Origin of the sequence: Pseudomonas sp. KSR10 (assembly GCF_022355455.1) — a bacterium.
Taxonomy (GTDB): Bacteria; Pseudomonadota; Gammaproteobacteria; order Pseudomonadales; family Pseudomonadaceae; genus Stutzerimonas; species Stutzerimonas stutzeri_E.
Genome location: NZ_JAKOEN010000005.1, coordinates 15,151 through 35,029 on the forward strand (window position 1 = coordinate 15,151; position 19,879 = coordinate 35,029).

At 57.0% G+C, this 19,879-nt stretch carries 19 protein-coding genes and 1 pseudogene; 13 read left to right on the forward strand and 7 right to left on the reverse strand.

Annotated elements, in window-relative coordinates:
* Positions 1-540 precede the first annotated feature (540 nt).
* The 3 genes from MCB86_RS02280 (at position 541) to dctM (ending at position 3,834) form a co-directional block, all read left to right on the forward strand.
* The gene (locus MCB86_RS02280) at positions 541-1,302 is read left to right on the forward strand and encodes a TerC family protein (protein ID WP_239609509.1); all 762 of its coding nucleotides are present in this window, start codon (positions 541-543) and stop codon (positions 1,300-1,302) included.
* Between the two features lie 624 nt (positions 1,303-1,926).
* Positions 1,927-2,553, forward strand: a complete 627-nt coding sequence (locus MCB86_RS02285) for a TRAP transporter small permease (RefSeq protein WP_239609511.1) — start codon at positions 1,927-1,929, stop codon at positions 2,551-2,553.
* Positions 2,554-3,834, forward strand: coding sequence for a C4-dicarboxylate TRAP transporter large permease protein DctM (gene dctM / locus MCB86_RS02290; RefSeq protein WP_239609513.1), 1,281 nt, complete (start codon positions 2,554-2,556; stop codon positions 3,832-3,834). It begins immediately after the preceding gene.
* A gap of 927 nt (positions 3,835-4,761) precedes the next feature.
* On the opposite strand, the gene MCB86_RS02295 is transcribed toward dctM, so the two are convergent.
* Positions 4,762-5,802, reverse strand: coding sequence for an NAD(P)H-binding protein (locus tag MCB86_RS02295; protein WP_239609515.1), 1,041 nt, complete (start codon positions 5,800-5,802; stop codon positions 4,762-4,764).
* A 242-nt stretch (positions 5,803-6,044) separates the two neighbouring features.
* Between MCB86_RS02295 and MCB86_RS02300 the strand changes: the two genes are divergently transcribed.
* Positions 6,045-7,013 (forward strand): AraC family transcriptional regulator, encoded by a 969-nt coding sequence (locus tag MCB86_RS02300; RefSeq protein WP_239609517.1) that lies wholly within the window; start codon positions 6,045-6,047, stop codon positions 7,011-7,013.
* A 133-nt stretch (positions 7,014-7,146) separates the two neighbouring features.
* Here the strand turns inward: MCB86_RS02300 and MCB86_RS02305 are convergent, their stop codons facing one another.
* Positions 7,147-7,758, reverse strand: coding sequence for a TetR/AcrR family transcriptional regulator (locus MCB86_RS02305; protein WP_239609519.1), 612 nt, complete (start codon positions 7,756-7,758; stop codon positions 7,147-7,149).
* Between the two features lie 249 nt (positions 7,759-8,007).
* Between MCB86_RS02305 and MCB86_RS02310 the strand changes: the two genes are divergently transcribed.
* The 3 genes from MCB86_RS02310 to MCB86_RS02320 all read left to right on the forward strand — a co-directional run bounded on the left by MCB86_RS02310 (position 8,008) and on the right by MCB86_RS02320 (position 10,812).
* Positions 8,008-8,988: an SDR family oxidoreductase gene (locus MCB86_RS02310; RefSeq protein ID WP_239609549.1), complete on the forward strand. Its 981-nt coding sequence runs from the start codon at positions 8,008-8,010 to the stop codon at positions 8,986-8,988.
* A gap of 272 nt (positions 8,989-9,260) precedes the next feature.
* Complete coding sequence (locus MCB86_RS02315) at positions 9,261-10,442, forward strand: acetylhydrolase (RefSeq protein ID WP_239609521.1); 1,182 nt, start codon at positions 9,261-9,263, stop codon at positions 10,440-10,442.
* Positions 10,411-10,812 carry a hypothetical protein gene (locus MCB86_RS02320; RefSeq protein ID WP_239609523.1) on the forward strand — a complete coding sequence of 134 codons (402 nt, stop codon included), beginning with the start codon at positions 10,411-10,413 and terminating at the stop codon, positions 10,810-10,812. The genes MCB86_RS02315 and MCB86_RS02320 overlap by 32 nt, the downstream gene beginning before the upstream one ends.
* A 41-nt stretch (positions 10,813-10,853) precedes the next feature.
* Here MCB86_RS02320 and MCB86_RS02325 read toward each other — a convergent pair whose 3' ends face one another.
* The 3 genes from MCB86_RS02325 to MCB86_RS02335 all read right to left on the reverse strand — a co-directional run bounded on the left by MCB86_RS02325 (position 10,854) and on the right by MCB86_RS02335 (position 14,773).
* Complete coding sequence (locus MCB86_RS02325; protein ID WP_239609525.1) at positions 10,854-11,222, reverse strand: response regulator; 369 nt, start codon at positions 11,220-11,222, stop codon at positions 10,854-10,856.
* A 29-nt stretch (positions 11,223-11,251) separates the two neighbouring features.
* Positions 11,252-13,396, reverse strand: a complete 2,145-nt coding sequence (locus tag MCB86_RS02330; RefSeq protein ID WP_239609527.1) for a PAS domain S-box protein — start codon at positions 13,394-13,396, stop codon at positions 11,252-11,254.
* Between the two features lie 981 nt (positions 13,397-14,377).
* Positions 14,378-14,773, reverse strand: coding sequence for a type II toxin-antitoxin system PemK/MazF family toxin (locus tag MCB86_RS02335; RefSeq protein WP_239609528.1), 396 nt, complete (start codon positions 14,771-14,773; stop codon positions 14,378-14,380).
* Positions 14,774-15,544: 771 nt separating this feature from the next.
* On the opposite strand from MCB86_RS02335, the gene MCB86_RS02340 reads away from it, so the two are divergent.
* The 4 genes from MCB86_RS02340 (at position 15,545) to MCB86_RS02355 (ending at position 18,057) form a co-directional block, all read left to right on the forward strand.
* Entirely contained in the window at positions 15,545-16,042 is a 498-nt protein-coding gene (locus MCB86_RS02340; protein WP_239609530.1) for a GNAT family N-acetyltransferase, read from the forward strand.
* Between the two features lie 207 nt (positions 16,043-16,249).
* Positions 16,250-16,552: a metalloregulator ArsR/SmtB family transcription factor gene (locus MCB86_RS02345; protein ID WP_239609532.1), complete on the forward strand. Its 303-nt coding sequence runs from the start codon at positions 16,250-16,252 to the stop codon at positions 16,550-16,552.
* Between the two features lie 155 nt (positions 16,553-16,707).
* Complete coding sequence (locus tag MCB86_RS02350) at positions 16,708-17,682, forward strand: zinc-dependent alcohol dehydrogenase family protein (RefSeq protein WP_239609534.1); 975 nt, start codon at positions 16,708-16,710, stop codon at positions 17,680-17,682.
* Between the two features lie 39 nt (positions 17,683-17,721).
* Positions 17,722-18,057 carry an antibiotic biosynthesis monooxygenase gene (locus MCB86_RS02355; RefSeq protein ID WP_239609536.1) on the forward strand — a complete coding sequence of 112 codons (336 nt, stop codon included), beginning with the start codon at positions 17,722-17,724 and terminating at the stop codon, positions 18,055-18,057.
* A gap of 162 nt (positions 18,058-18,219) precedes the next feature.
* Here MCB86_RS02355 and MCB86_RS02360 read toward each other — a convergent pair whose 3' ends face one another.
* A complete protein-coding gene (locus MCB86_RS02360; RefSeq protein WP_239609539.1) occupies positions 18,220-18,399 on the reverse strand; it encodes a hypothetical protein in 180 nt (59 codons plus the stop codon).
* Between the two features lie 409 nt (positions 18,400-18,808).
* Between MCB86_RS02360 and MCB86_RS02365 the strand changes: the two genes are divergently transcribed.
* The gene (locus MCB86_RS02365) at positions 18,809-19,069 is read left to right on the forward strand and encodes a type II toxin-antitoxin system prevent-host-death family antitoxin (RefSeq protein ID WP_239609541.1); all 261 of its coding nucleotides are present in this window, start codon (positions 18,809-18,811) and stop codon (positions 19,067-19,069) included.
* Positions 19,066-19,455, forward strand: a complete 390-nt coding sequence (locus MCB86_RS02370) for a type II toxin-antitoxin system VapC family toxin (protein WP_239609543.1) — start codon at positions 19,066-19,068, stop codon at positions 19,453-19,455. The genes MCB86_RS02365 and MCB86_RS02370 overlap by 4 nt, the downstream gene beginning before the upstream one ends.
* Positions 19,456-19,720: 265 nt before the next feature.
* Here the strand turns inward: MCB86_RS02370 and MCB86_RS02375 are convergent.
* Positions 19,721-19,879, reverse strand: a pseudogene (locus MCB86_RS02375) (ProQ/FinO family protein); the annotation flags it as partial.

The window sequence follows — 19,879 nt, forward strand, 5'->3', positions numbered from 1 at the left end:
TCCGCTTAACCAGGTCGAGTGGAGCGCATGTCGTTCATTCGGCTTATTGCCGCGCCGGTCGAAGCTGGGGTCACCAGTCTCGCGTCAAATGGTGAATTCCTAGACCTTCTCTTTCACACCCTCGCTTCGTGGCTTGGACCGTCCCGTCAGAAGGGTATTGGGGTTCGAATAGTCCGTCGTACGCGCAGCACGATCACGATCGGCATTGCGATAGTCGAGCAGGGCCCCAGTACCCAAGACACCTAAGCTGAGGATGGCGCAAAGGACTATTTGATAGGTGTTCATGTAAAAAAGCTCATGAGAGGTGGGAAGAAGGTGTGATTGGTAGCAATCGACGCGTATCCCACTCCTATTTGGACCGGCAATCAACTGGCTTTTAGTGCAATGGCAAGGTTTGTTGGCGGCGAGTTCGGGTTGAATCTTGTTGAAACAAATCGGACCAGCCTCATTGCTCTCAGCCAAGAGGGGTTCCGGATATGCTCTCGCCGCCTTGGTATCCCTGTTTTGGGACCATCCCCCCCCCTAGCCTAGAGATCCTTGATGGAATCGCTTATCCAGCTGTTCTCCGAACCCACCACCTGGGTGGCCCTGGCCACCTTAATCGCGATGGAGGTGGTTCTCGGTATCGATAACCTGATCTTCATTTCGATTTTGACCAACAAGCTTCCCGAGCATCAGCGTGAGCGAGCGCGGCGTATTGGTATTGGCCTCGCGCTCATTTTGCGCCTGGGTTTGCTGGGTACAGTGGCTTGGATCGTCCAGCTCACCGAACCGGTAGTCGAGCTGTTTGGTAATGCCTTGTCGTGGAAAGACATGATCCTGATAGCGGGAGGGCTATTTCTCCTCTGGAAGGCCACAAAAGAGATTCACCACAGCATGGACCCCACCCCGGGAGGGGACATGTTTGAAGGCAAGCCCGTAGAGAATTCCGCGGTGATGGGCTTTAGCGCCGCGATCGCGCAAATCCTGCTGCTCGATCTGGTCTTCTCGGTCGACAGTATCATCACGGCGGTCGGCATGACTGACCATGTGGCGATCATGGTCATCGCGGTTGTTGTCGCGGTAACCGTGATGCTGGTCGCGGCCAACCCGCTAGCCAAGTTCATCAATGACAATCCGACTGTCGTGATGCTTGCCCTAGGCTTTCTGCTGATGATCGGAATGACGCTGATCGCGGAAGGTTTCGGTGCCCACGTCCCCAAGGGCTATGTGTATGCCGCAATGGCGTTCTCCGCGGGCGTCGAGGTGTTAAACATTTTGGCGCGGCGTGCCAATCAAAAGAAGGCAGGACTGCCTCGATGACAGGCAGGGCTTGTACCGCCCGATAAATGCAGGCGCCTGCAAGCAGGCGCCGAAACCCGAACTATTCGGCAATAACCTGCCCTTGGCCTGCATCGGCTTGCTTGGCCGAGCAATGCGGATGAGACGATAAACGTGAGCGATGACGTAGCGGCCTGCTCTCGTTTCGCCACGCCTACAATGTTCGTGCGCCCTCTTTGGCTGCCTCACCTGGCCCCAGCGATGACCGCCCACACCTGTTCGCTTCTATTGCCTGGCGCGGTTCATGGCGGAACTCCGCCTTCGTGCTCTGACCAAGGGCGGAAAGCCGCCTTATTTATCGATTTTGCTGCCCAGGATGCCCTGCCTTTTTGTTGGGGTTTCTCATTCGCGTCACGGCCAAAACGAACACTTTACTGCCTGACCCAGGATTGACGCGTGGCGCCTCATTCAGGCGATTTCGTTTCCGCCATCGCAGCATTACATGTGGTCTTCTGGCATATGCCTTGCTCTCCAGATTCCCGACAGGTCATTGAGTACGCCGCTCACGGCAGCCGCTATGAGCATCCCTATTCACGCCTGCCGCGGCTAATCAACGGCACGCCTCAAGTGCCATATAACAATGCTGGTACTACTGGAGAGACATCCATGAACGCCCTCAGGCGCGCTTGGGATCACTTTGAAGAGGGCTTCATTGCCCTCCTGCTTGCTGCCATGACGCTAGTCACCTTTGTCTACGTCATCCTCAATAACCTGTACACCTTGTTTTACAACTTGGGAGACCGCTTCTCGTCTGTTGAAAACCTGTTCTTCGCCATGGGCGACTTCACCATCGGGTTGGCCCAGTCGATGACCTGGAGTACCGCCCTGACCAAAGCGCTATTTGCGTGGTTGATCTTCTTTGGCCTGGCTTATGGCGTACGCACCGCCGGCCACATTGGGGTCGACGCTCTGGTCAAACTCGCCCCGCGCCATGTCCAGCGCTATATCGGTGTCCTCGCGTGCCTGTTTTGCCTTGGCTATGCCGGTCTGCTGGCCTCGGCGAGCTTCAGCTGGATATCGGCGTTGCTGAACGCCAACATCGGGGCCGAGGACCTTGGACATTTCGGCGTTAAGCAATGGCACATCGGTATGATCGTTCCGGTCGGCTTTTCCCTCGTGTTCATCCGTTTCGCCGAGATCTTCGTACGCCTTCTGCGTAACGAGCAAACCGGGCTCGGCCTGGCAGATGAGGCCGCCGAAGCGGTGAAGCTGGGCGCAGAGGAGTCGAAGTAAATGACCATACTTTTCCTCTTCGTCGCGCTCTTCGCACTCATGTTTATCGGTGTGCCGGTCGCAATCTCATTGGGGCTGGCTGGCTCGCTCACAATCATGCTGTTCAGTCCTGACTCGGTAACATCCCTGGCAATCAAGCTGTTCGAGACGTCCGAGCACTACACCCTGCTGGCCATTCCATTCTTCCTGCTCGCCGGCGCGTTCATGACAACCGGCGGCGTCGCCCGCCGACTGATTGATTTCGCCAACGCGTGCGTCGGCCACATCCGTGGAGGATTGGCCATTGGTGCGGTTCTGGCGTGCATGCTGTTCGCTGCGCTGTCTGGATCAAGTCCGGCTACCGTGGCGGCCGTAGGATCGATTGCAATTGCAGGCATGGTGAGATCCGGCTACCCCCAAGCCTTTGGCGCAGGCATCGTCTGCAATGCCGGTACACTGGGAATTCTTATACCGCCCTCGGTCGTGATGGTCGTTTACGCCGCTGCCACCGAGACTTCGGTCGGCAAGCTATTCATGGCCGGTGTGGTACCCGGAATCATGCTTGGCGTGGTGCTGATGGCCGCCATCTACATCATCGCTGTCAAAAAGAAACTGCCGGCCCTGCCACGCGCTACGTTCAAGGAATGGCTCTCGGCTGCTCGCAAAGCTATCTGGGGCTTGCTGTTGATGGTAGTGATCCTGGGCGGCATTTATTCGGGCATGTTCACGCCGACCGAAGCCGCGGCGGTCGCCGCGATCTATTCAGCTTTCGTCGCAGTGTTTGTCTACAAGGACATCACACTGCGCGACTGTCCGAAGGTCGTTCTCGAGTCCGGCAAGCTTTCGATCATGCTCATGTTCATCATCGCCAACGCCATGCTGTTCGCGCATGTGCTGACGACCGAGCAAATTCCGCAGCAGATCACTGCAATGGTGCTTGAGGCGGGACTACAGCCCTGGATGTTCCTGCTAGTGGTGAACATCGTGTTGTTGGTAGCGGGTGCCTTCATGGAACCTTCTGCAATCATCCTGATCCTGGCGCCGATCCTGTTCCCAATCGCCGTGGAGCTGGGGATCGATCCGATCCACCTGGGTATCATCATGGTCGTGAATATGGAGATCGGACTGATCACGCCGCCGGTTGGCCTGAACCTGTTCGTCACCTCAGCGGTGACGGGCATGTCAGTGCCGCAAGTGGTTCGCGCAGCCATGCCATGGCTGATGCTGCTCATCAGCTTCCTGGTGCTTATCACTTATATCCCGGCGTTGTCGTTGGCACTTCCAAACGCACTGGGCATGTAACATGTAAGGATGCCTTAGCGAAGCCCGGCCTGGCCGGGCTTTTTTGATTTTATTGCTCCAAACGCAGGCTGCGTTACTGCCGTCATAGCTAGAACCAAAACGCCCTTCAGTACACGTTACTGCGCAACGAAGCCGTAAGCGCAGCGTTCGGCCGCAGACTCGATATAGGTTTGACCTGGGTCGGGCCGTATCCCACAACGCTCGCCACGACCATCCCCCAACACTCGCACTTATGCCAGGCCCGATTCTGCTCCTTGCAGTGCGCTGATTGCCTGACCAGAATGCCGGCGACCTCGTATTGCTCGACTTCGAGCGGGAGCTTGGAGGTTTTCGCCGTACGGCCAAGGGGTTTGGCCGCGGCTGTTTGAATGAGATTCCGGTCCTCATTGGGGACCAGCGTAAGCGGATCGCCGGCTAAAGTTGGGGGAGTGCTGCGCGTACGGGTGCGTGCCGAGGCTGGCGTCCAGTTGGTGGCGAGTTTCGGGACCTCTACGCGCCCCTCGGAGTCGCACTTGATAAAGTCCTGTTTCGAATCGCTGAAGTAGTGCATCACCTCACCAGGCTCAGGGCAGCGGCCATCTCGCCCAATGCGACCCCGGCGTACTCGTGCATTACGTGCACCTGGATGCGTTTTCCTCGGTAGCGCTCGTAGACTTGAGGCAGTCGTCATTGAGGACTCCGCTGCGCTTTTCGGGATTGACCTCTGGTTTCCACGAGCAGGTCTTTGCCACGAAGGCCTACGGGGATCTTAACCAGGAAATCGAACAGCAATGTGGCCAACGTTCGACGCTTCTCGCCAAATTTATGAAGCTTTGCCCAGCTGTGGCCACCCTCGTGGAGAGACAGCATGATCGGTTGAAAGCGACGTCTGAAGCCAAGCGGACGAGACGCTGGGCCACATCATCGTGGCCGGGCGCGAACGGGCCGCTACACGAGGATTTGCGGTCGCAATTCCTCTTCGCACCACTGCATGAAGGTTGTAGGCGTACTGTTACCACTCGTACGGCGCACCCTGTTGTCGAGCCCTTCGTTCTTGGCCCTGGCCATGTCAGTCATACCTTGGGCCATGGCGTCCGACATACCGCGCTGTACAAAGCCGGCCTTGTAGGTCTCATAGCTGATCTGCCGATAGCGTATGGGCTTGCCCAGCACCTCGGACATGATGCGTGCCATCTCGTTGAACGAAAGATCCTCTGGACCTAACACGGGCACCTCACTGGATCCCCTCCATGTCGGGTCTAGTAACAGCCCTGCGGCAACGGTTGCGATGTCGCGACTGGCGACAGTCGGGAGCTTGCGGTCGCCGTCGATAGGCATGAAGAACACACCTTGCTCCCGGATGGGAATCGCCTGCCGGGCAATGTTGTCCATGAAGGACGGCATGGTCAGCGCTCGGAAGTTTACGCCAGTGGCCGCGATCATATCGTCCATCGCCAACGAGGCGGTGACGTACCCAGCATTCCTCGCCAGTGCCGACCCCCTACCCAACGCCGAGATGCTGACGACTCGGCGCACGCCGTTTCTAATGATCGCCTCGCACGCCGGGCGGCTAAAGTCCACGTATGCAGCCATAACGCTGTCAGCCTGTGAGTCTGGAGGACACAACCAGAACACGGTATCGGTATCCTTGAACGCTTTGTCCACGATGTCCGGATCACCGTGCGAGCCGTGTATGACTTCGACGCGCCCACGCACTGTCGCAGGAAGACGCGCAGGCTCGCGTTCAATCACTCTGATAGGAGCGCCGCTGGCAAGAATGATTTCAAGCACTTGATGGCCGATATTTCCCGCAGGTGTTGTGATGACAATCCTATTGCTGGCTGAAGACTGCTCAGCGTACGAAACACGTGAGACGCCGAGCCCCGCAAGCACGCCCGCCCCTGCACCCAGCGCCAGCCGACCAAGGAGTCGACGCCGCTCCATATCCGGCATGATCTGATCGGGATCAGAAGTTGGTTTCTTAGTCATAGGTATCTCCAGGTTCAGTCGGATACGGTTCATACCGACGCCACCGCGGAGATTAGGCGTGCAGCCTTGTATGACCTATGCGTGAAAGTCCGTTTCATCTTCGCGAGCGTCCAGCCAGTGGTCCGAGCTCGCAAAACACCGATTTGGTAGCTGCCCGATCTGTCGCGCAGAAACATAGGTGCTTACCGCTTCACTGTCTGCGCGGTAAAGTCCGGTGTCGCTTTCAATCGTCGAGCAGAACCATGGATCCGCTTTCAGACGTCCTCTCACTGCTGAAGCCGCGCAGCTATGTGTCCTCAGGCGTCGATGCCGGCGGGGCGTGGTCGATTCAGTTTCCGGATCAGAACAAACTCATCAAATGCTATGCCGTGGTCTCAGGTGAGTGCTGGCTGGCCGTCGAGGGCGTTTCTATAGCCGCGCATCTGAAGAAAGGCGACTGCTTCGTCCTGCCTAGCGGACGCCCCTTCCGCCTGGCCAGTGACATGACGTTACCAGCAGAGCCTGCCAGCAATTACTTTCCACCGCCGCGCCCTGGAGCTGTCGTGCAGATCAACGGAGGAGGCGATTTCTCTCTCGTCGGCAGCCGGTTTGGAGTCAGCGGAGGGCACGCCGCAGTTCTAATGGGCATGCTTCCTCCAGTCGTGCATATCCACAGCGAAACAGAACAAGCTGCACTGCGTTGGTCCGTAGAACGAATGATGAAGGAACTGCGCGATCCCGAACCAGGTAGCTTTCTCATCGCCCAGCACCTCGCCCACATGATGCTGGTTCAGGCACTTCGACTACATGTGGATGAAAAAGGCGCGGACCGCACGGGCTGGCTCTTCGGGGTGGCAGACAAGCAATTAGGCCTGGCCATTAGCGCAATCCATGCCGATCCTTCGTATCGCTGGACCCTGAAGGCGCTCGCCGAATGTGCCTGCATGTCGCGCTCGGCTTTCGCCAAAAAATTCCGGGAAACGATTGGAAGCTCACCCATGGAATACGTCACGCGCTGGCGCATGCTCTTAGCAGGAGATAAGTTGGAGAACTCCAACGATCCCGTTTCCGCCATCTCCTTCTCGCTTGGCTACGAGTCAGAAAGCGCGTTCAGCACGGCGTTCAAACGAGTTATGGGCACCTCCCCTCGCCAATATGGGCAGCGTCCGATCGCGATCTCGACTGATCGCGCCTCCCCCGTCAATGGAGCGAGCTTGGATCACCCCGCGTAACCTCCGCCAGATACTGCCAGCCTACTCAAGAGCTGGGCCGCGACCAGGTGCACACCCAAGCCGCAGCAACAGCCGTAGCCACCCCTGTTACTTAGCGCGAAAACGAAGCAGTCGGGCTACCCAGGCGGGGCGATCAAAGTTCAGACTTCAGGCTTTCGAATGCGTCTCGCAGGAACTCGGCCACAGGCCTCCGTTGGTCGACCTGTTCCCGCCACGCCTGAAGCGCGAGCCTCATAGCACCTATCGACACCATGGCCACCATCCGAAGCGCCTGACGGCGCTCTGGCTGCCGCCACACCTCACAAAGCGCATTGAAAAGCGACTGCTCCTGTTCCACGTAATACGCCTGCTTGCGCGTACGCAGCGATTCACTCGACAACATCAGATTGTCGAGAGCGATCATCTGCTCCGTTGTGTAGCGCGCGATATGTTTCACCATCACGTCGCGAACCGCATCGAGTGGCGGCACGTCCGGCGATACGCTCAGCAGACTGGCAATCAGACTCGTCCTATCGGCCTCCACCCAGAAAAAGATGATGTCGTCCTTCGACTTGAAGTACGAGAAGAACGTCCGACGCGAGATGCCTGCCTCCGCAGCAATCGCGTCCAGTGTTGTGCTGTCGTACCCCTGGCTTAGGAACAGCCGCTGACCGACTTCGGCAATACGCTGCTGGGTTTCGCGACGCTTGCGTTCCCGCAAGCCTTCCGTGGGCGCAGCGCTCACGGGTGAAAAAGTTTTCGACATGTTAACGGCCTATTGCACATCAGCACCGAGTGCACTAATGTTTGCACTCGGTGTATTTAGTTATGCACCCAGCATAGCTTTACCACCCTCACAAGGCAAAGACGCATGGCCGATCCTCCCCGTTGGTGTGCCGCCTGATCCGCAGCTCGAACTTTTACGGTCAAGTGAGAAAAAATAATGATCAACGTACAGCTGAGAAAAATCCCACGGCGTTATGGTTGGCTAGGCCGCATCACCGCTCTTAGTGCAATGTTGAGCTGCGCCTTTGCCCTGGACACTGCACTAGCGCAGACTCAACCCAAGCCCGATTGGAGTCTGGCCGACATGCCCTCACAGAAGGAGCGAATCTTCCTAGTGACCGGTGGAACCAGCGGCATGGGTTTCGAGGACGCTAAGGCGCTGGCTGCCGCGGGCGCGAGAGTCATCATCGCCTCGCGCAATCCACAGCGCGGTCAAGAAGCGATCGATCAGATCAGAAAAGACATACCCGACGCCAAGGTGCAGTTCGAATCGTTCGATTTGTCCGATCTGTCCTCGGTACGCGCACTCGCCGCACGCCTTGGCAGCACACTGCCTCGACTCGACGGCCTCATTAACAACGCGGCAATCATGGCCCCACCGGACCGCAGTACGTCCGCGGATGGCTTCGAGATGCAGTTCGCCACGAACTACGCCGGGCATTTCGTCCTAACCGCAGAATTGCTTCCGCTCCTGGGTAAAAGCGACTCTCCTCGCGTCGTCACGCTGTCCAGCATCGCGGTCCATCTAGGCAGCATCAACTTCAACGATCTGCAGTTCACTCAGACGTACGAGCCGATGACTGCCTATGCACAGTCAAAACTGGCCTGTTTGATGTTCGCGCTGGAGTTGCAACGGCGCGGCGATGCAGCAGGCTGGGGCGTCCGGAGCTTGGCTGCCCACCCCGGCGTCGCGGTGACCGAGCTGGTTGAGCGCGGTCCCGGCCTTGACAGCCCGCAGGGGCGTCAGTGGTCGGCCATGCGTGCCCGCCTCCCAACCGCCGCACAGGGAGCCATTCCCACTCTCTATGCCGCTACCGCACCCGAGGCGCAAGGCGGGGCGTACTACGGACCGATTGGCGAGAAAGAGGTTGCGGGGCCGCTTGGACTGGCAACCGTTCCCGCTGAGGCCAGCGACCCAGAGCTCGCCGCAAGATTATGGACGATCACCGAAGAGCTCACCGGCACTCGTTTTCCTTCACCGGGCTATTGATCGCTTAGTCATCGACTTAAGGCCTCCAGCTCCGAACGACGCTAAACGAACAATGCAAGTCGGATAGCAGGACCAGCATTCATGACTAACCGGACCCCGTCTGATACCCCTTTCCAACCTGGCCAAACGGCTGTGGTCACTGGGTACTGGCCGACTTGTATTTGAAGTGGCATTTGCCGGGGGAGAAACCACTCGGATTAGCTCGGCCTTGAGAGGACCGGCCCCATGACGCTGCGACTAAAAACTCCATAACTTTTTGATGGGTGTATGCGATGACTGCGTTGAACTCTAAGCGGATTCCTTCAGCTTTTAGCCTATTGACTATGACTCGTCGGCAAGTAAACGCACTGCTTTTGTTGGTCGCATTGGTAGCGCCTCACTCAGCAATGAGCGAGCAACTAAACGAGCGCCCCTATGTTGTGACGGATTTTAATTGGATGGATCACGCTCGTTCGCGACCGGTTCCCGCGCGATTGTACTGGCCACGGCACGCCATTCATCAAACGTCGGTCCCACTAGTCGTGTTCTCACATGGCATCGGCGGTTCGCGGGAGGGTTACAGCTATCTTGGAAAGCATTTATCAACCAATGGCGTTGCCAGTCTGCACGTCCAGCACGTCGGCAGCGATGAGGCGCTTTGGAGAGGCAATCCGTACAAAGTAATCCGCCGTTTGCAAGCGGCTGCTCAAGAGACCGAGGCAATCTCCCGTGCTGCTGACGTGCGTTTTGCGCTCGACCAGATGCTTTCGGTCGATGCAGGTAGCCGAGGAGCTGCCGTGAATCGGCAACGTATAGTCGTGGCAGGTCACTCATACGGCGCGAACACTGCACTGCTCACGGCCGGAGCGCAGGTCGTGAGAGGCGGTATCACGATTGACCGCTTGGATTCACGCTTCTCTGCAGCGATCGTTATCTCCGCGCCGCCGTTCTATGGTGAACAAGATTTGGCGGCAGTATTAGGAGACATTTCGATACCAACTCTGCACGTGACAGCGACCGATGACGTAATTGCGATACCTGGTTTTCACTCCGGAGTGGAGGATCGATTAGCGGTCTTCGATGCGATTACCCATCCACGCAAGCTGCTTGCCGTTTTTCATGGCGGCTCCCACAGCATGTTCACCGATCGCTCTTTCACCGGCGGCGCGCGACTCAACCCAAAGGTGAAGCTCGCAACTGCGGAACTGACTTTGGCGTTCTTCGACTTAATTTTTGAAGATAACAAGGAAGCGCTCTTGCAGTGGCAAGCAACTTGGCAACCCATCCTGGCGCGGGCACCGGAGCTTGACTCGATACCACAATCGCGAGTTACGGCTACGAGCGTGGATCAGGGGGACTCGCCTCTATTCGGCCTGAAGCGATTCAACATGAACGACGCTAACGTCGCGTCTGAAGGGCGCGCTGGGGTTGGTAGACTTTCGCATGACCCAAGCTCGATATCGGAGCCTTTATGATGCCCGCCGAGTAATGGCGGGCATCATGGGGAACCGGCGTGAAGAATGGCGACGGGTGGCTCGTGTTGTTGAAACCAGGGCGATATCGGTGATCGAAAGCCAGCAAAGACTCACGCCCAGTCTGGTTTTTCCGTACGAGCAACCCGACGAGAACGGCAACCGACGCCATGAACGATTCGACCTGGAGAAAGGCCAGGCTCAGGGCGACGAAGTGGCGGCATTTCCTTTCAATGGCTGTTACCTATATAAAGGTATTGCGGAACGGATCGACATTTCGCAAGAAGGCACCTTAAGCAAGTTCCAAGCGTACCGCTGGGCGACCGTCCCAGGGGCGGACTCTTCGCTTCTAATCCATATTGGATTTGTTTGATAAATATTTGACGCGAGCACAAACCCTGTCCAAGCATTGGACTACGAACTAGTTTTGATAGATTCGCCACGCGTCATTGCCAGCGCAACAACGATCTTTGCCTCCAGTTCTTTTTGCGAAAACGGCTTGTGCAGTACGGGACGCAAAGCGAACTCACCCTGGAATCCGCTGGCGCCATATCCCGTACTGAAGAAAAAGGGAATATTGCGGTCGCGCAAAATCTCAGCGACAGGAAAGACAAGCTGGCCGGCCAGGTTTACATCCAGCACCGCTAAGTCGACCTCAATAGAGCGCGCAACGTCGCTCGCCTTGGCAAGCCGCGCAACAGACGCAACAACAACGCATCCGAGGTCTTCCAACATTTCCTCGATCAACATCGCGACTGCGCCCTCATCTTCAACGACAAGCACCCTGAGTCCATGCAGAGGTGTCACTGCTACTAGGCTCCGATGACTAATGAGAAGCGGCAAACGACACCCTCGGAAGCGAACATAAGCTCGAACTTTCCATCCAAGTCACGCTCGATGCAACGCTCCATCAGACGCGACCCCAGGCCCCGCCGCTTTGGTTCAGATACCTGCGGCCCGTCATGCTCGCGCCAGTCCAGTGAAAGCAACACACCATCCGCGTGCGGCTGCGTGGTCCAGCTAATTGCAAGGATGCCTGTCTCTACCGTCATGGCCCCATGTTTCAACGCGTTGATTGCAAGCTCGTTGAGCGTCATGGTGAGATTGAGCGCAACGCGAGCACTAACCTCGACCGGTGGCCCGTCAATCTTCAATCTGTTGGCGTCGAGCCCAAACACTGGCACGACCACCTCGCGTACCAACGAGCCCAGAGGTGAGTGCCCCCAATGCCGTTTCGTCAAGAGGTCGTGCGCCCTGGACAATGCTAGCAGCCTGGCTTCGAACCGCTGATATGCTTCGTCTGCGCTGTCAGCACTACGTGCCGTTTGGCCCGCCAATGACTGCACGGTGACAAGCGTGTTCTTGACCCGGTGATTGAGTTCATCGATAAGGGTCTTTTGCCTGTCTTCCGCCTGTTTACGCTCTGTAATGTCCACAAGCATGTTGATCGCGCCGACCAGCTTGCCGTTGGCGTCGTGGAGCGGAGTCGGGTACGGAATAAAGGGCACGCGGGTGCCATCAGGGCGCTCCGCAATTGCCTCGACGCCTCGTATCGGCCGGTTTTCCTTCAACGCCAATGCCATCGGACATTGATCATGGGGAAGCGGCGATTCATCCGTGTTCAACAGACGCCACGTGACGCACCACATATCGCCCAGTTGAGGTGTCCGTCCCGCCAGCTCCACACAGGCTCGGTTGTAAAAGGTAATACGGCCTTCGGCATCGGTTGTATACACCGCAGCAGGCAACGCTTCGAGAAGATCGCGCATATGCTGTTCGCTTTCCCGGACCCGCTGCTCCATGCGATGCGCGAGGGTGACGTCCTGGATCACGCGAACTCCGTAGCGGAAGTTGCCGGAAGCATCTCTTACCGACGAGCTGTGAATTTCGAGATAGACAACTTCGCCATCAGGCTTGAAGGCTCGCTTTCGAAGCACGTAATTATCGATCTCGCCTTCGACCTGCCGCGCGTAGAGGGCCGCATCCTCATCTACAAAATCCGAATGGGTATACCCGACAAAGCTCATCGCCAGCAGCTGTTCGCGCGTGCGACCCAGCATGTTGCAGATGGCGTCGTTCACACGAAGGAGACGTCCGTCTGAATCAGCCTCAGCGATACCGACCGTGGCCGCCTCATACGTAGCTGCAAGCCTGTCGTCACTTTCACGCCGTGCAGCTTCAGCTGCATGGACATCAGTCACGTCAATCGTGAAGCAACGGGTGTTGAAAAGCTTCCCGTTTTCGAAACGTGCGTTGGAGGTGATCAGCACATGCTTGATGGTGCCATTCTTGGCACGGAGTCGTGCTGGGTAGGCTTCCAGGCTCTCGCCGCTGCCAAGCTTTTGAAGAATGTCATTGATAACAGGGGCATCGGCATGAAAATCCGCGATACGGCGGCCTACGTATTCCTCTGCCGTATAACCCAACAGGGCGAGCTCGGCCTTATTGGCACGCTGGATGATTCCTTCACCACTTACGATGTGCAGCCCCACCGCACTGTTGTCGAAGAAGTCTTCGAGCTCCTGCGCCATGGCATGGTGCGCCGTCACGTCCTGGAAACAATTGATTGCTCCTTGTATTACCCCATGCCTATCTCTAAGCGCGCGAATATTTACCAGAGCCACCAGCCGCGAGCCGTCTGGTCGCTGGAGTACCACGTCAGCATTCCTGGTTTCGACGCCGGTTTTGAGCGCCGTCGCCATCGGACACTCGTCAGCCGGGAGCGGCGTTCCATCGGGCAAGAAGAGCTGATAGGACCCGCAGAAACGATCTCCATTACGCCCGAGCACGGGTACCCTTCCCCACAGCCGAGCCGCCTCCGTGTTGTATCTGACGACCCAGCCCTCGCTGTCGCACAGATAAACGGCGCCCGGAAAGGCATCGAGCGTGTCTGTGCTCATCGAGATCAGGCTTTCGTACTCACTGAGCCGTTCGGGAAATTCTTGGATACTCGACATTGCATGATTCCTGATTCATGCCCTGGATCAAACGCCACGGTGAGCGGCACCCAAAGGCTATATCGTTCGAAGCCATTCTTAGGCGAAGCGTTGTTCGGACGTGCCGGAAAGTGAACCAAGATGCCGTAACTGTCAGACACCAGCCTCTTCACAACCCATCAGCACGCGGCATTCAGCGTAGACGACTATCAGTAAGCAATAACGGCCGACTACCGAAGCCGGTCGTTTACGGAATTCTCGGTGAAACGGCACAGGGAAACATGGCGCGTGCGGTGTGTCGACAATTTCGTCCTCAGTAACGTCGTTGCCTAAAGACTTCCAGCCCCCGCCGAGCTAGACATCTTTCATCGTTCCGCCCATTCCCCCGAGTGAGGCAAGTCAACGAAACTTGACCGCACACACCATCGACATCAATTCCGACGCAACAATGGCCGGCTTATTGACACGAGTCTGACCAAAAGGGCTGCACCCTAACGATCAAAGCGTCGACCGACCCCAGATTGAACGAGCGTCAGCCGAACAGCTCCGGACTGTTGCTGACCAAGAACAACTTATCGCCAGCCAGGCACCGACAGATATGCCAATATTTCAGCGAGCGACTCTGGCGATCTCAGGTCAGTAACCGATGAACAACTCTGCGTCCAAGCCATGCATCTTCCATGCTCGACCCGGGAGTCTTTGCCTCAGTTGCTCGACGCGGCTATCTGGGGCGTAGCTCAGAGCGTATTTGCACTTAGCGAAATTGAGCAGATCGACCAATGCTTTACGCGCAGCCGAGGTGTGTCGATTCGAAAAATTTTTCGAGAGCCGTACATGGAGAGTTTTGGAGGGGGCAGACAAGGGGATGAGCGGCAACTCGGTCCCCGAGCCATGACAAATGTCCTTAGCGCACCTTGCTTAAGGTGCGAAGTCCATGAGCGCTCCGTTTGGGCTAAAACTACTTGACTCGTCTTCAGCTTATGCCCGTCGGCGATGCAGCATCTATATCGGATCGAGGAGATTGAGCGTTATCCCAAGCATTGCCGCCAGATGAAGACGGATCGAGTCAAGAAGCGCTTGATCGGTGATGGCGCCGATTAGTTCTGCGCCACGCGCAGCAGGATCGAGCCCGCGCATCTGAGTGAGGATGGCAGTCCCGTGTACGTTGCAGTCGTTTTGGGTCGGATTGACCTGGGGAAATAGACGCATTATGGAGCCAGTCCCGCTCGTGAGCGGCACTACTACAACCGTTCGGCTTACCGAGTTAAGTTGCTCCTCGGTGAGAACAATAGCGGGTCTTGTTTTCTGCGTTTCGGACCCTACGGTAGGGTCGAGGGCGACGCGAATAATGTCGCCCGGCTTAAGAGTTTTGCGGGTTGTTTCGGTAATCTGAATCATTATTGTCAAGGACCTCTGCGCCAAATGCGCCTGGGATTAAGTCTTCCTCGACGTCCTGGAAATCAGCAAGCAACCAAGCTAGCGAAATCTCTCGCTTCCCTCGTCGTTGATCCTCCAATGGTCGAATTGTTAGTGCGCCGTTTCTAACGGCTAGATCAATTTCTGTTCCTATCGCAAGTTTCACCTCCTTGAGCATCACGGAAGGGATCACAACGCCAGCGCTGTTACCGACCTTTCTGATTTGCGTAATCATTGTTTGTGGACCTCTGTAATTTTCATGCCCTTGTATGGGTCATGGGTGGAAACGCCCCACCAGGCGTGCCCTTCCTTCAGGGCTGGTTTATGTGACGCACGCAGCTGCTTTTATGGCTGCGTGGGCACAATGTAATACATTTCTATGAGTATTACAATGTACCCACGTTACTGGTTTAAGTGAGGGCTTTTGAAGGGGCAGATTTGACGGGGGTGGCGCGCGTCAACACGTAGGATCTGGCGCAAAATTGGGGCAATCGGAGTGCCAATCTATGCCAAGCCATGCCCAAACAGGCGATGGAGAAACGGACAACATAGTCTGCGAAGCCCTGTGATGCCTGGTTTACGGCGATACCCGAAATACGCGCGCACAATCGGAGGTCCACTATCGGCCAGAAGCCGCCCATCGTCAGAGCTGCAATCGGCTAAGAGCGGCATTGGGGGCACTTGATCTACTCGTTGTTCCGATACCCTAAGCAGGCTAGCCTGCGGTCGCAGTTAGGCAGAAAAGGAAACGCCATGATTTCTGTACGCTCGATAACTCCTAGTGAATGGCGGGAGTACCGAGATGTGCGCCTACGAGCCCTTCGTGACTCTCCTGATGCATTCGGAAGCACCTACGACATAGAGGCAACAAGACCGGATGATATCTGGTCGGCCCGAATCAATAACGCTATCTCCTCTGGCACAAACCAGGTTCTTTTCGCTTTCAACTGTGAGAAGGTTTGCGGCCTGGTTTGGTGCAAGTTGTCAGCTTCTGAGCCCGGAGTGGCAGAGCTGTTTCAGATGTGGGTAGATCCCTCTTCGCGTGGATTTGGGGTGGGGCACGAGCTGCTCAAAGAAGCTGTTGCTTGGGCCACAAGCACTAATGTGCACCGTATTCGCTTGGCAGTTACTGCCGCAGACTCTCCTGCAATGCGCCTATACCGAGCTCATGGATTTCGCCCCGCTGGAGCCTTGGAGCCATTGCGTGAGGGCTCCAGTTTGATGGCACAGGTGATGGAGCTTGAGCTGTGAGTTGTGCTATGTCCCCGTCTGGCCGTAAGCGGCTCCTGATGATTGGCTGCCAACGGCCGGAAGGGAGCAGCTAGGTGACTCCAGTGGTCGTTGAACGTTACGACGAAATCTGGCTGCCCTTCAGACGGTAACTCCCTGGAATGCATGCCCGACGAACGGGGAACAACCTTGAATTGACATATCGGTAAATCTCGATATTATTGCGCCATGGAACTGATCGACGCATTCAAGGCCCTCTCGAATCCGACACGCCTCAAGATTTTGAACGGCTTGAAGGATCCCTCGAAGAACTTCCCTCCACAGGATGAAGGAGACGTCCATACGGTGGGCGTTTGCGTGAGCAGTATTCAGGAAGGCGTCGGGCTGTCGCAGTCGACGGTGTCCGATTACCTGGCAACGCTGCAACGGGTGGGTCTGGTCGAAGTTCGTCGTATCGGGCAGTGGACCTACTACAAGCGCAATGAAGCCAACATCCGTGAGCTTGCCGAGCTGATAGGCAAGGAGCTGTAATCTTTTAACTCATGAAATCGGAAAATCGCGATATCCCTTTTTACCAAAACAAGGAATTCGCAACACAATGAGACAGTAGCGAAATCTACGCACTTATTTGCAACTTAATATCGGGATTTCCCTATATCCCTTTTCACCGAAGCGAGGATTTATCCATGAAAGCACAGATACTGAAAGCGTTTGGCGGCCCGGAATCGTTCGAACTGCGTGACATCTCCAAGCCCGTACCGCAGGCAGGACAAGTACTGGTCCGTGTGCACGCCACCTCCATCAACCCGCTGGATTTCCAGGTCCGCCGTGGCGACTACGCCGACTACGTGGCCCTGCCGAGCATTACCGGGCATGACGTTTCCGGTGTCGTCGAAGCCGTAGGCCCGGGTGTGACGAGCTTCGAGCCAGGTGACGAAGTCTGGTACACCCCGCAAATTTTCGACGGCCCCGGCAGCTATGCCGAGTACCACGTGGCAGCCGAAAGCATTGTCGGTAAGAAGCCTGCCTCGCTGAGCCATCTCGAAGCGGCCACCCTGACCCTGGTCGGCGGGACCGCGTGGGAAGCACTGGTCGTGCGTGCGGCGCTCCGTGTGGGCGAAAGCATCCTGGTGCACGGCGGTGCTGGCGGCGTCGGTCACGTGGCGATCCAGCTGGCAAAAGCCATTGGCGCCAAGGTGTTCACCACCGTGCGAGAAGCGAACTTCGCGTTCGCACGGAACCTGGGTGCCGACGTGGTCATCGACTACGAGCAAGAGGATTACGTCGACGCCATCCTGCGCGAAACCGATGGCCGCGGCGTCAATGTGGTGTTCGACACCATCGGCGGCAACACCCTGTCGCGCAGCCCCGACGCCCTCGCACAACTGGGCCGCGTGGTCTCCATCGTGGACATCGCCCAGCCGCAAAACGTCATTCAGGCCTGGGGCAAGAACGCCAGTTACCACTTCGTGTTCACCCGGCAGAACCGGGGCAAGCTCGATGAGCTGAGCGCATTGATCGAGCGCGGTCAGCTGCGGGCACACATTGGCGCGGTTTTTTCGCTCGCCGACATCCCGAGTGCCCACGCCCTGCTCGAAAGCCCGAACAACGGCCTGCGCGGAAAGATCGCTATCGCCGTCGAGCCCTCTCTCTACCCTTAAGCGCCCGTTGGACCGTTCACGTCACGTTGGAGATAACCCATGATTTACGAGATCGCAATGCTCCCCGTTCACCAGGAACGCGTCGAGCGTTTCAAACGTGCATTTGCCGAGGTCGAACCGTTGCTCAAGCGGGCAACGGGTTACGGCGGCCACCTGCTCGCGCAAGGCATCGAAACGCCCCAGGTCCTCAACCTCATCGTGCGCTGGCGCTCGCTCACGGACCACAAGGACTTCGAAGCGGGTGAAGACCATCAGGTGTTCATGGACGCTCTAGAGGACTACTTCTCGGAAGAACCGACGGTCTGGCACATCGAAGGCGCACCTTTTACGTCCGCAGAACACAACGTTCAGGACAGCTTCTTTGACCAGGCATAACCCACGTCTCAGCAAGTTGTTGCCGGTAAACACCTGTTCGTGCGAGAACCATTCAGGCGTGAGGTCGCCCCGTCACGATTCGACCTGACAACTCCTGTTCGAAGCCCTTGGCTGTCAGGTCAAATCCAGCTGCGCAGTGCGCTGACCTGATTCCGACAACCGTTAAGCAAGCACCGATTGAAGAGCGGGATCGGCTGACCGCTGCTGTCCGATTCTGTTGAAAAAGTCGCTCTCCGAGGGAGTTGCTTTTCGGCTGCTCAAAAAACGCTCGATTTTGGTGTTGCTACGTAAAAACCAAAACAACCCCGCCTTCTGAGCGAACCAGATTTCAACGTCGTTCACGCTCTTTCGTGGACCAATATCGAGGCGGGACTTTTTCAACAGAATCGTCCGAAAACAGCAATTCGATACTCGACTAACAGCCCACTTGGAACCTCGCGCAAAACAGGCCTCGAAGCCGCCCGATAGCCAATGACGAACGGTTGGCGTCGCCCGGCCTTGCCGGGCCGCGCTGTCGTCCTGTAGCGGGTGTCCTTCGCAGAGTTGGGGCTGCTCTAGAGGCAGCGGGGGCTTTCGGCCCCCTTTCCTGATGATGCAAACAACCAGGCGTGGGCAGCGTGCGACCAGCGCTAGCTCTTAGGACATGCTCGTGCCCTGTAAACAATTCGGGCCGAATAATCGAAGCACTACGCCGTTGCTGAATTAGAGCCTGATAGATAGACTAACCAAGTTAGCTAACCTGGAGACTAACATGAAGGCCGAAAACACTCCGAGCGATGGACTCAAGACCGTCAATATTCATGACGCGAAGACGCACCTGTCGCAGCTGATCCTGGAGGCCAGTCAGGGCACCCCCTTCGTGATCGCAAAGGCCGGAAAGCCGATGGTGAGAGTAATTGCCATCAGCCAGGAGCCCAAGCCGCGGCTAGGCATGCTCAGCGGGGCTTACGTGGTTCCCGAGGACATCGATTCGCCTTTTCAGGATGAAATCGAGGCGATGTTCCAGATATGAAGTTGTTGCTCGACACCCATATCCTCCTATGGGCTTGCGCCGAGCCCGCGTCGCTGCCTGCCGAAGCCATTGATCTGATCGAAGACCGAAGCAACGAGCTGTTTTTCAGCGCAGCCAGCATCTGGGAGGTTGGCATTAAGAGCGCCATGGGCAAGGCCAATTTTCGGTTTGACCCAGCCGTGCTCAGAAGAGCACTGCTGGACGCCGACTACCGGGAGCTGGCGATGACCGGGCAACATGGCATCGCCGCGGCCGCCCTTCCGCCCATCCATAACGATCCATTCGATCGCATGTTGATTGGGCAAGCACTTACGGAGGGTTTCGTTCTGGTAACCAAGGACCAGGCGATCGCTAAATACTCGGGGCCGATCAGGCATATCCAGTAGCGTCTGCGGGCGTAGGCATACATTTCGTTTAACCTGCCGGTAGCCTGTCGTCTCCCCTACCTCCCTCCAGTATCGTAAGGAAGTTTGACGAGCGCAGCGTGACGGAAGGGGAAGCTGACCCCAAGGCTTAACCGAAGCTGGCCCCTTAACGGTAGTAATGGGCTAGCCAGACATCAGCGTTCCCCACGAGTCGCCTAATCATTTTCGTCACACGCTGCCAGTGGCCGGACTGATTGGGCGTCTCGGTACCGGGCGCAATCGATTTTTAATCCGCGGTCTTTTCCGCAATGGTATCGGCTGCGGGGATAGGTTCTTTCACCTTTGACTGAGTGCGTCGCGTTTGTCCGCGTTGCCGCTTAGCCTGCTGCTTCGCGTGTAGCGCTTGAGCGGCTGTCACCGAGCCAACCGCCTGGCCGTTCAAGTC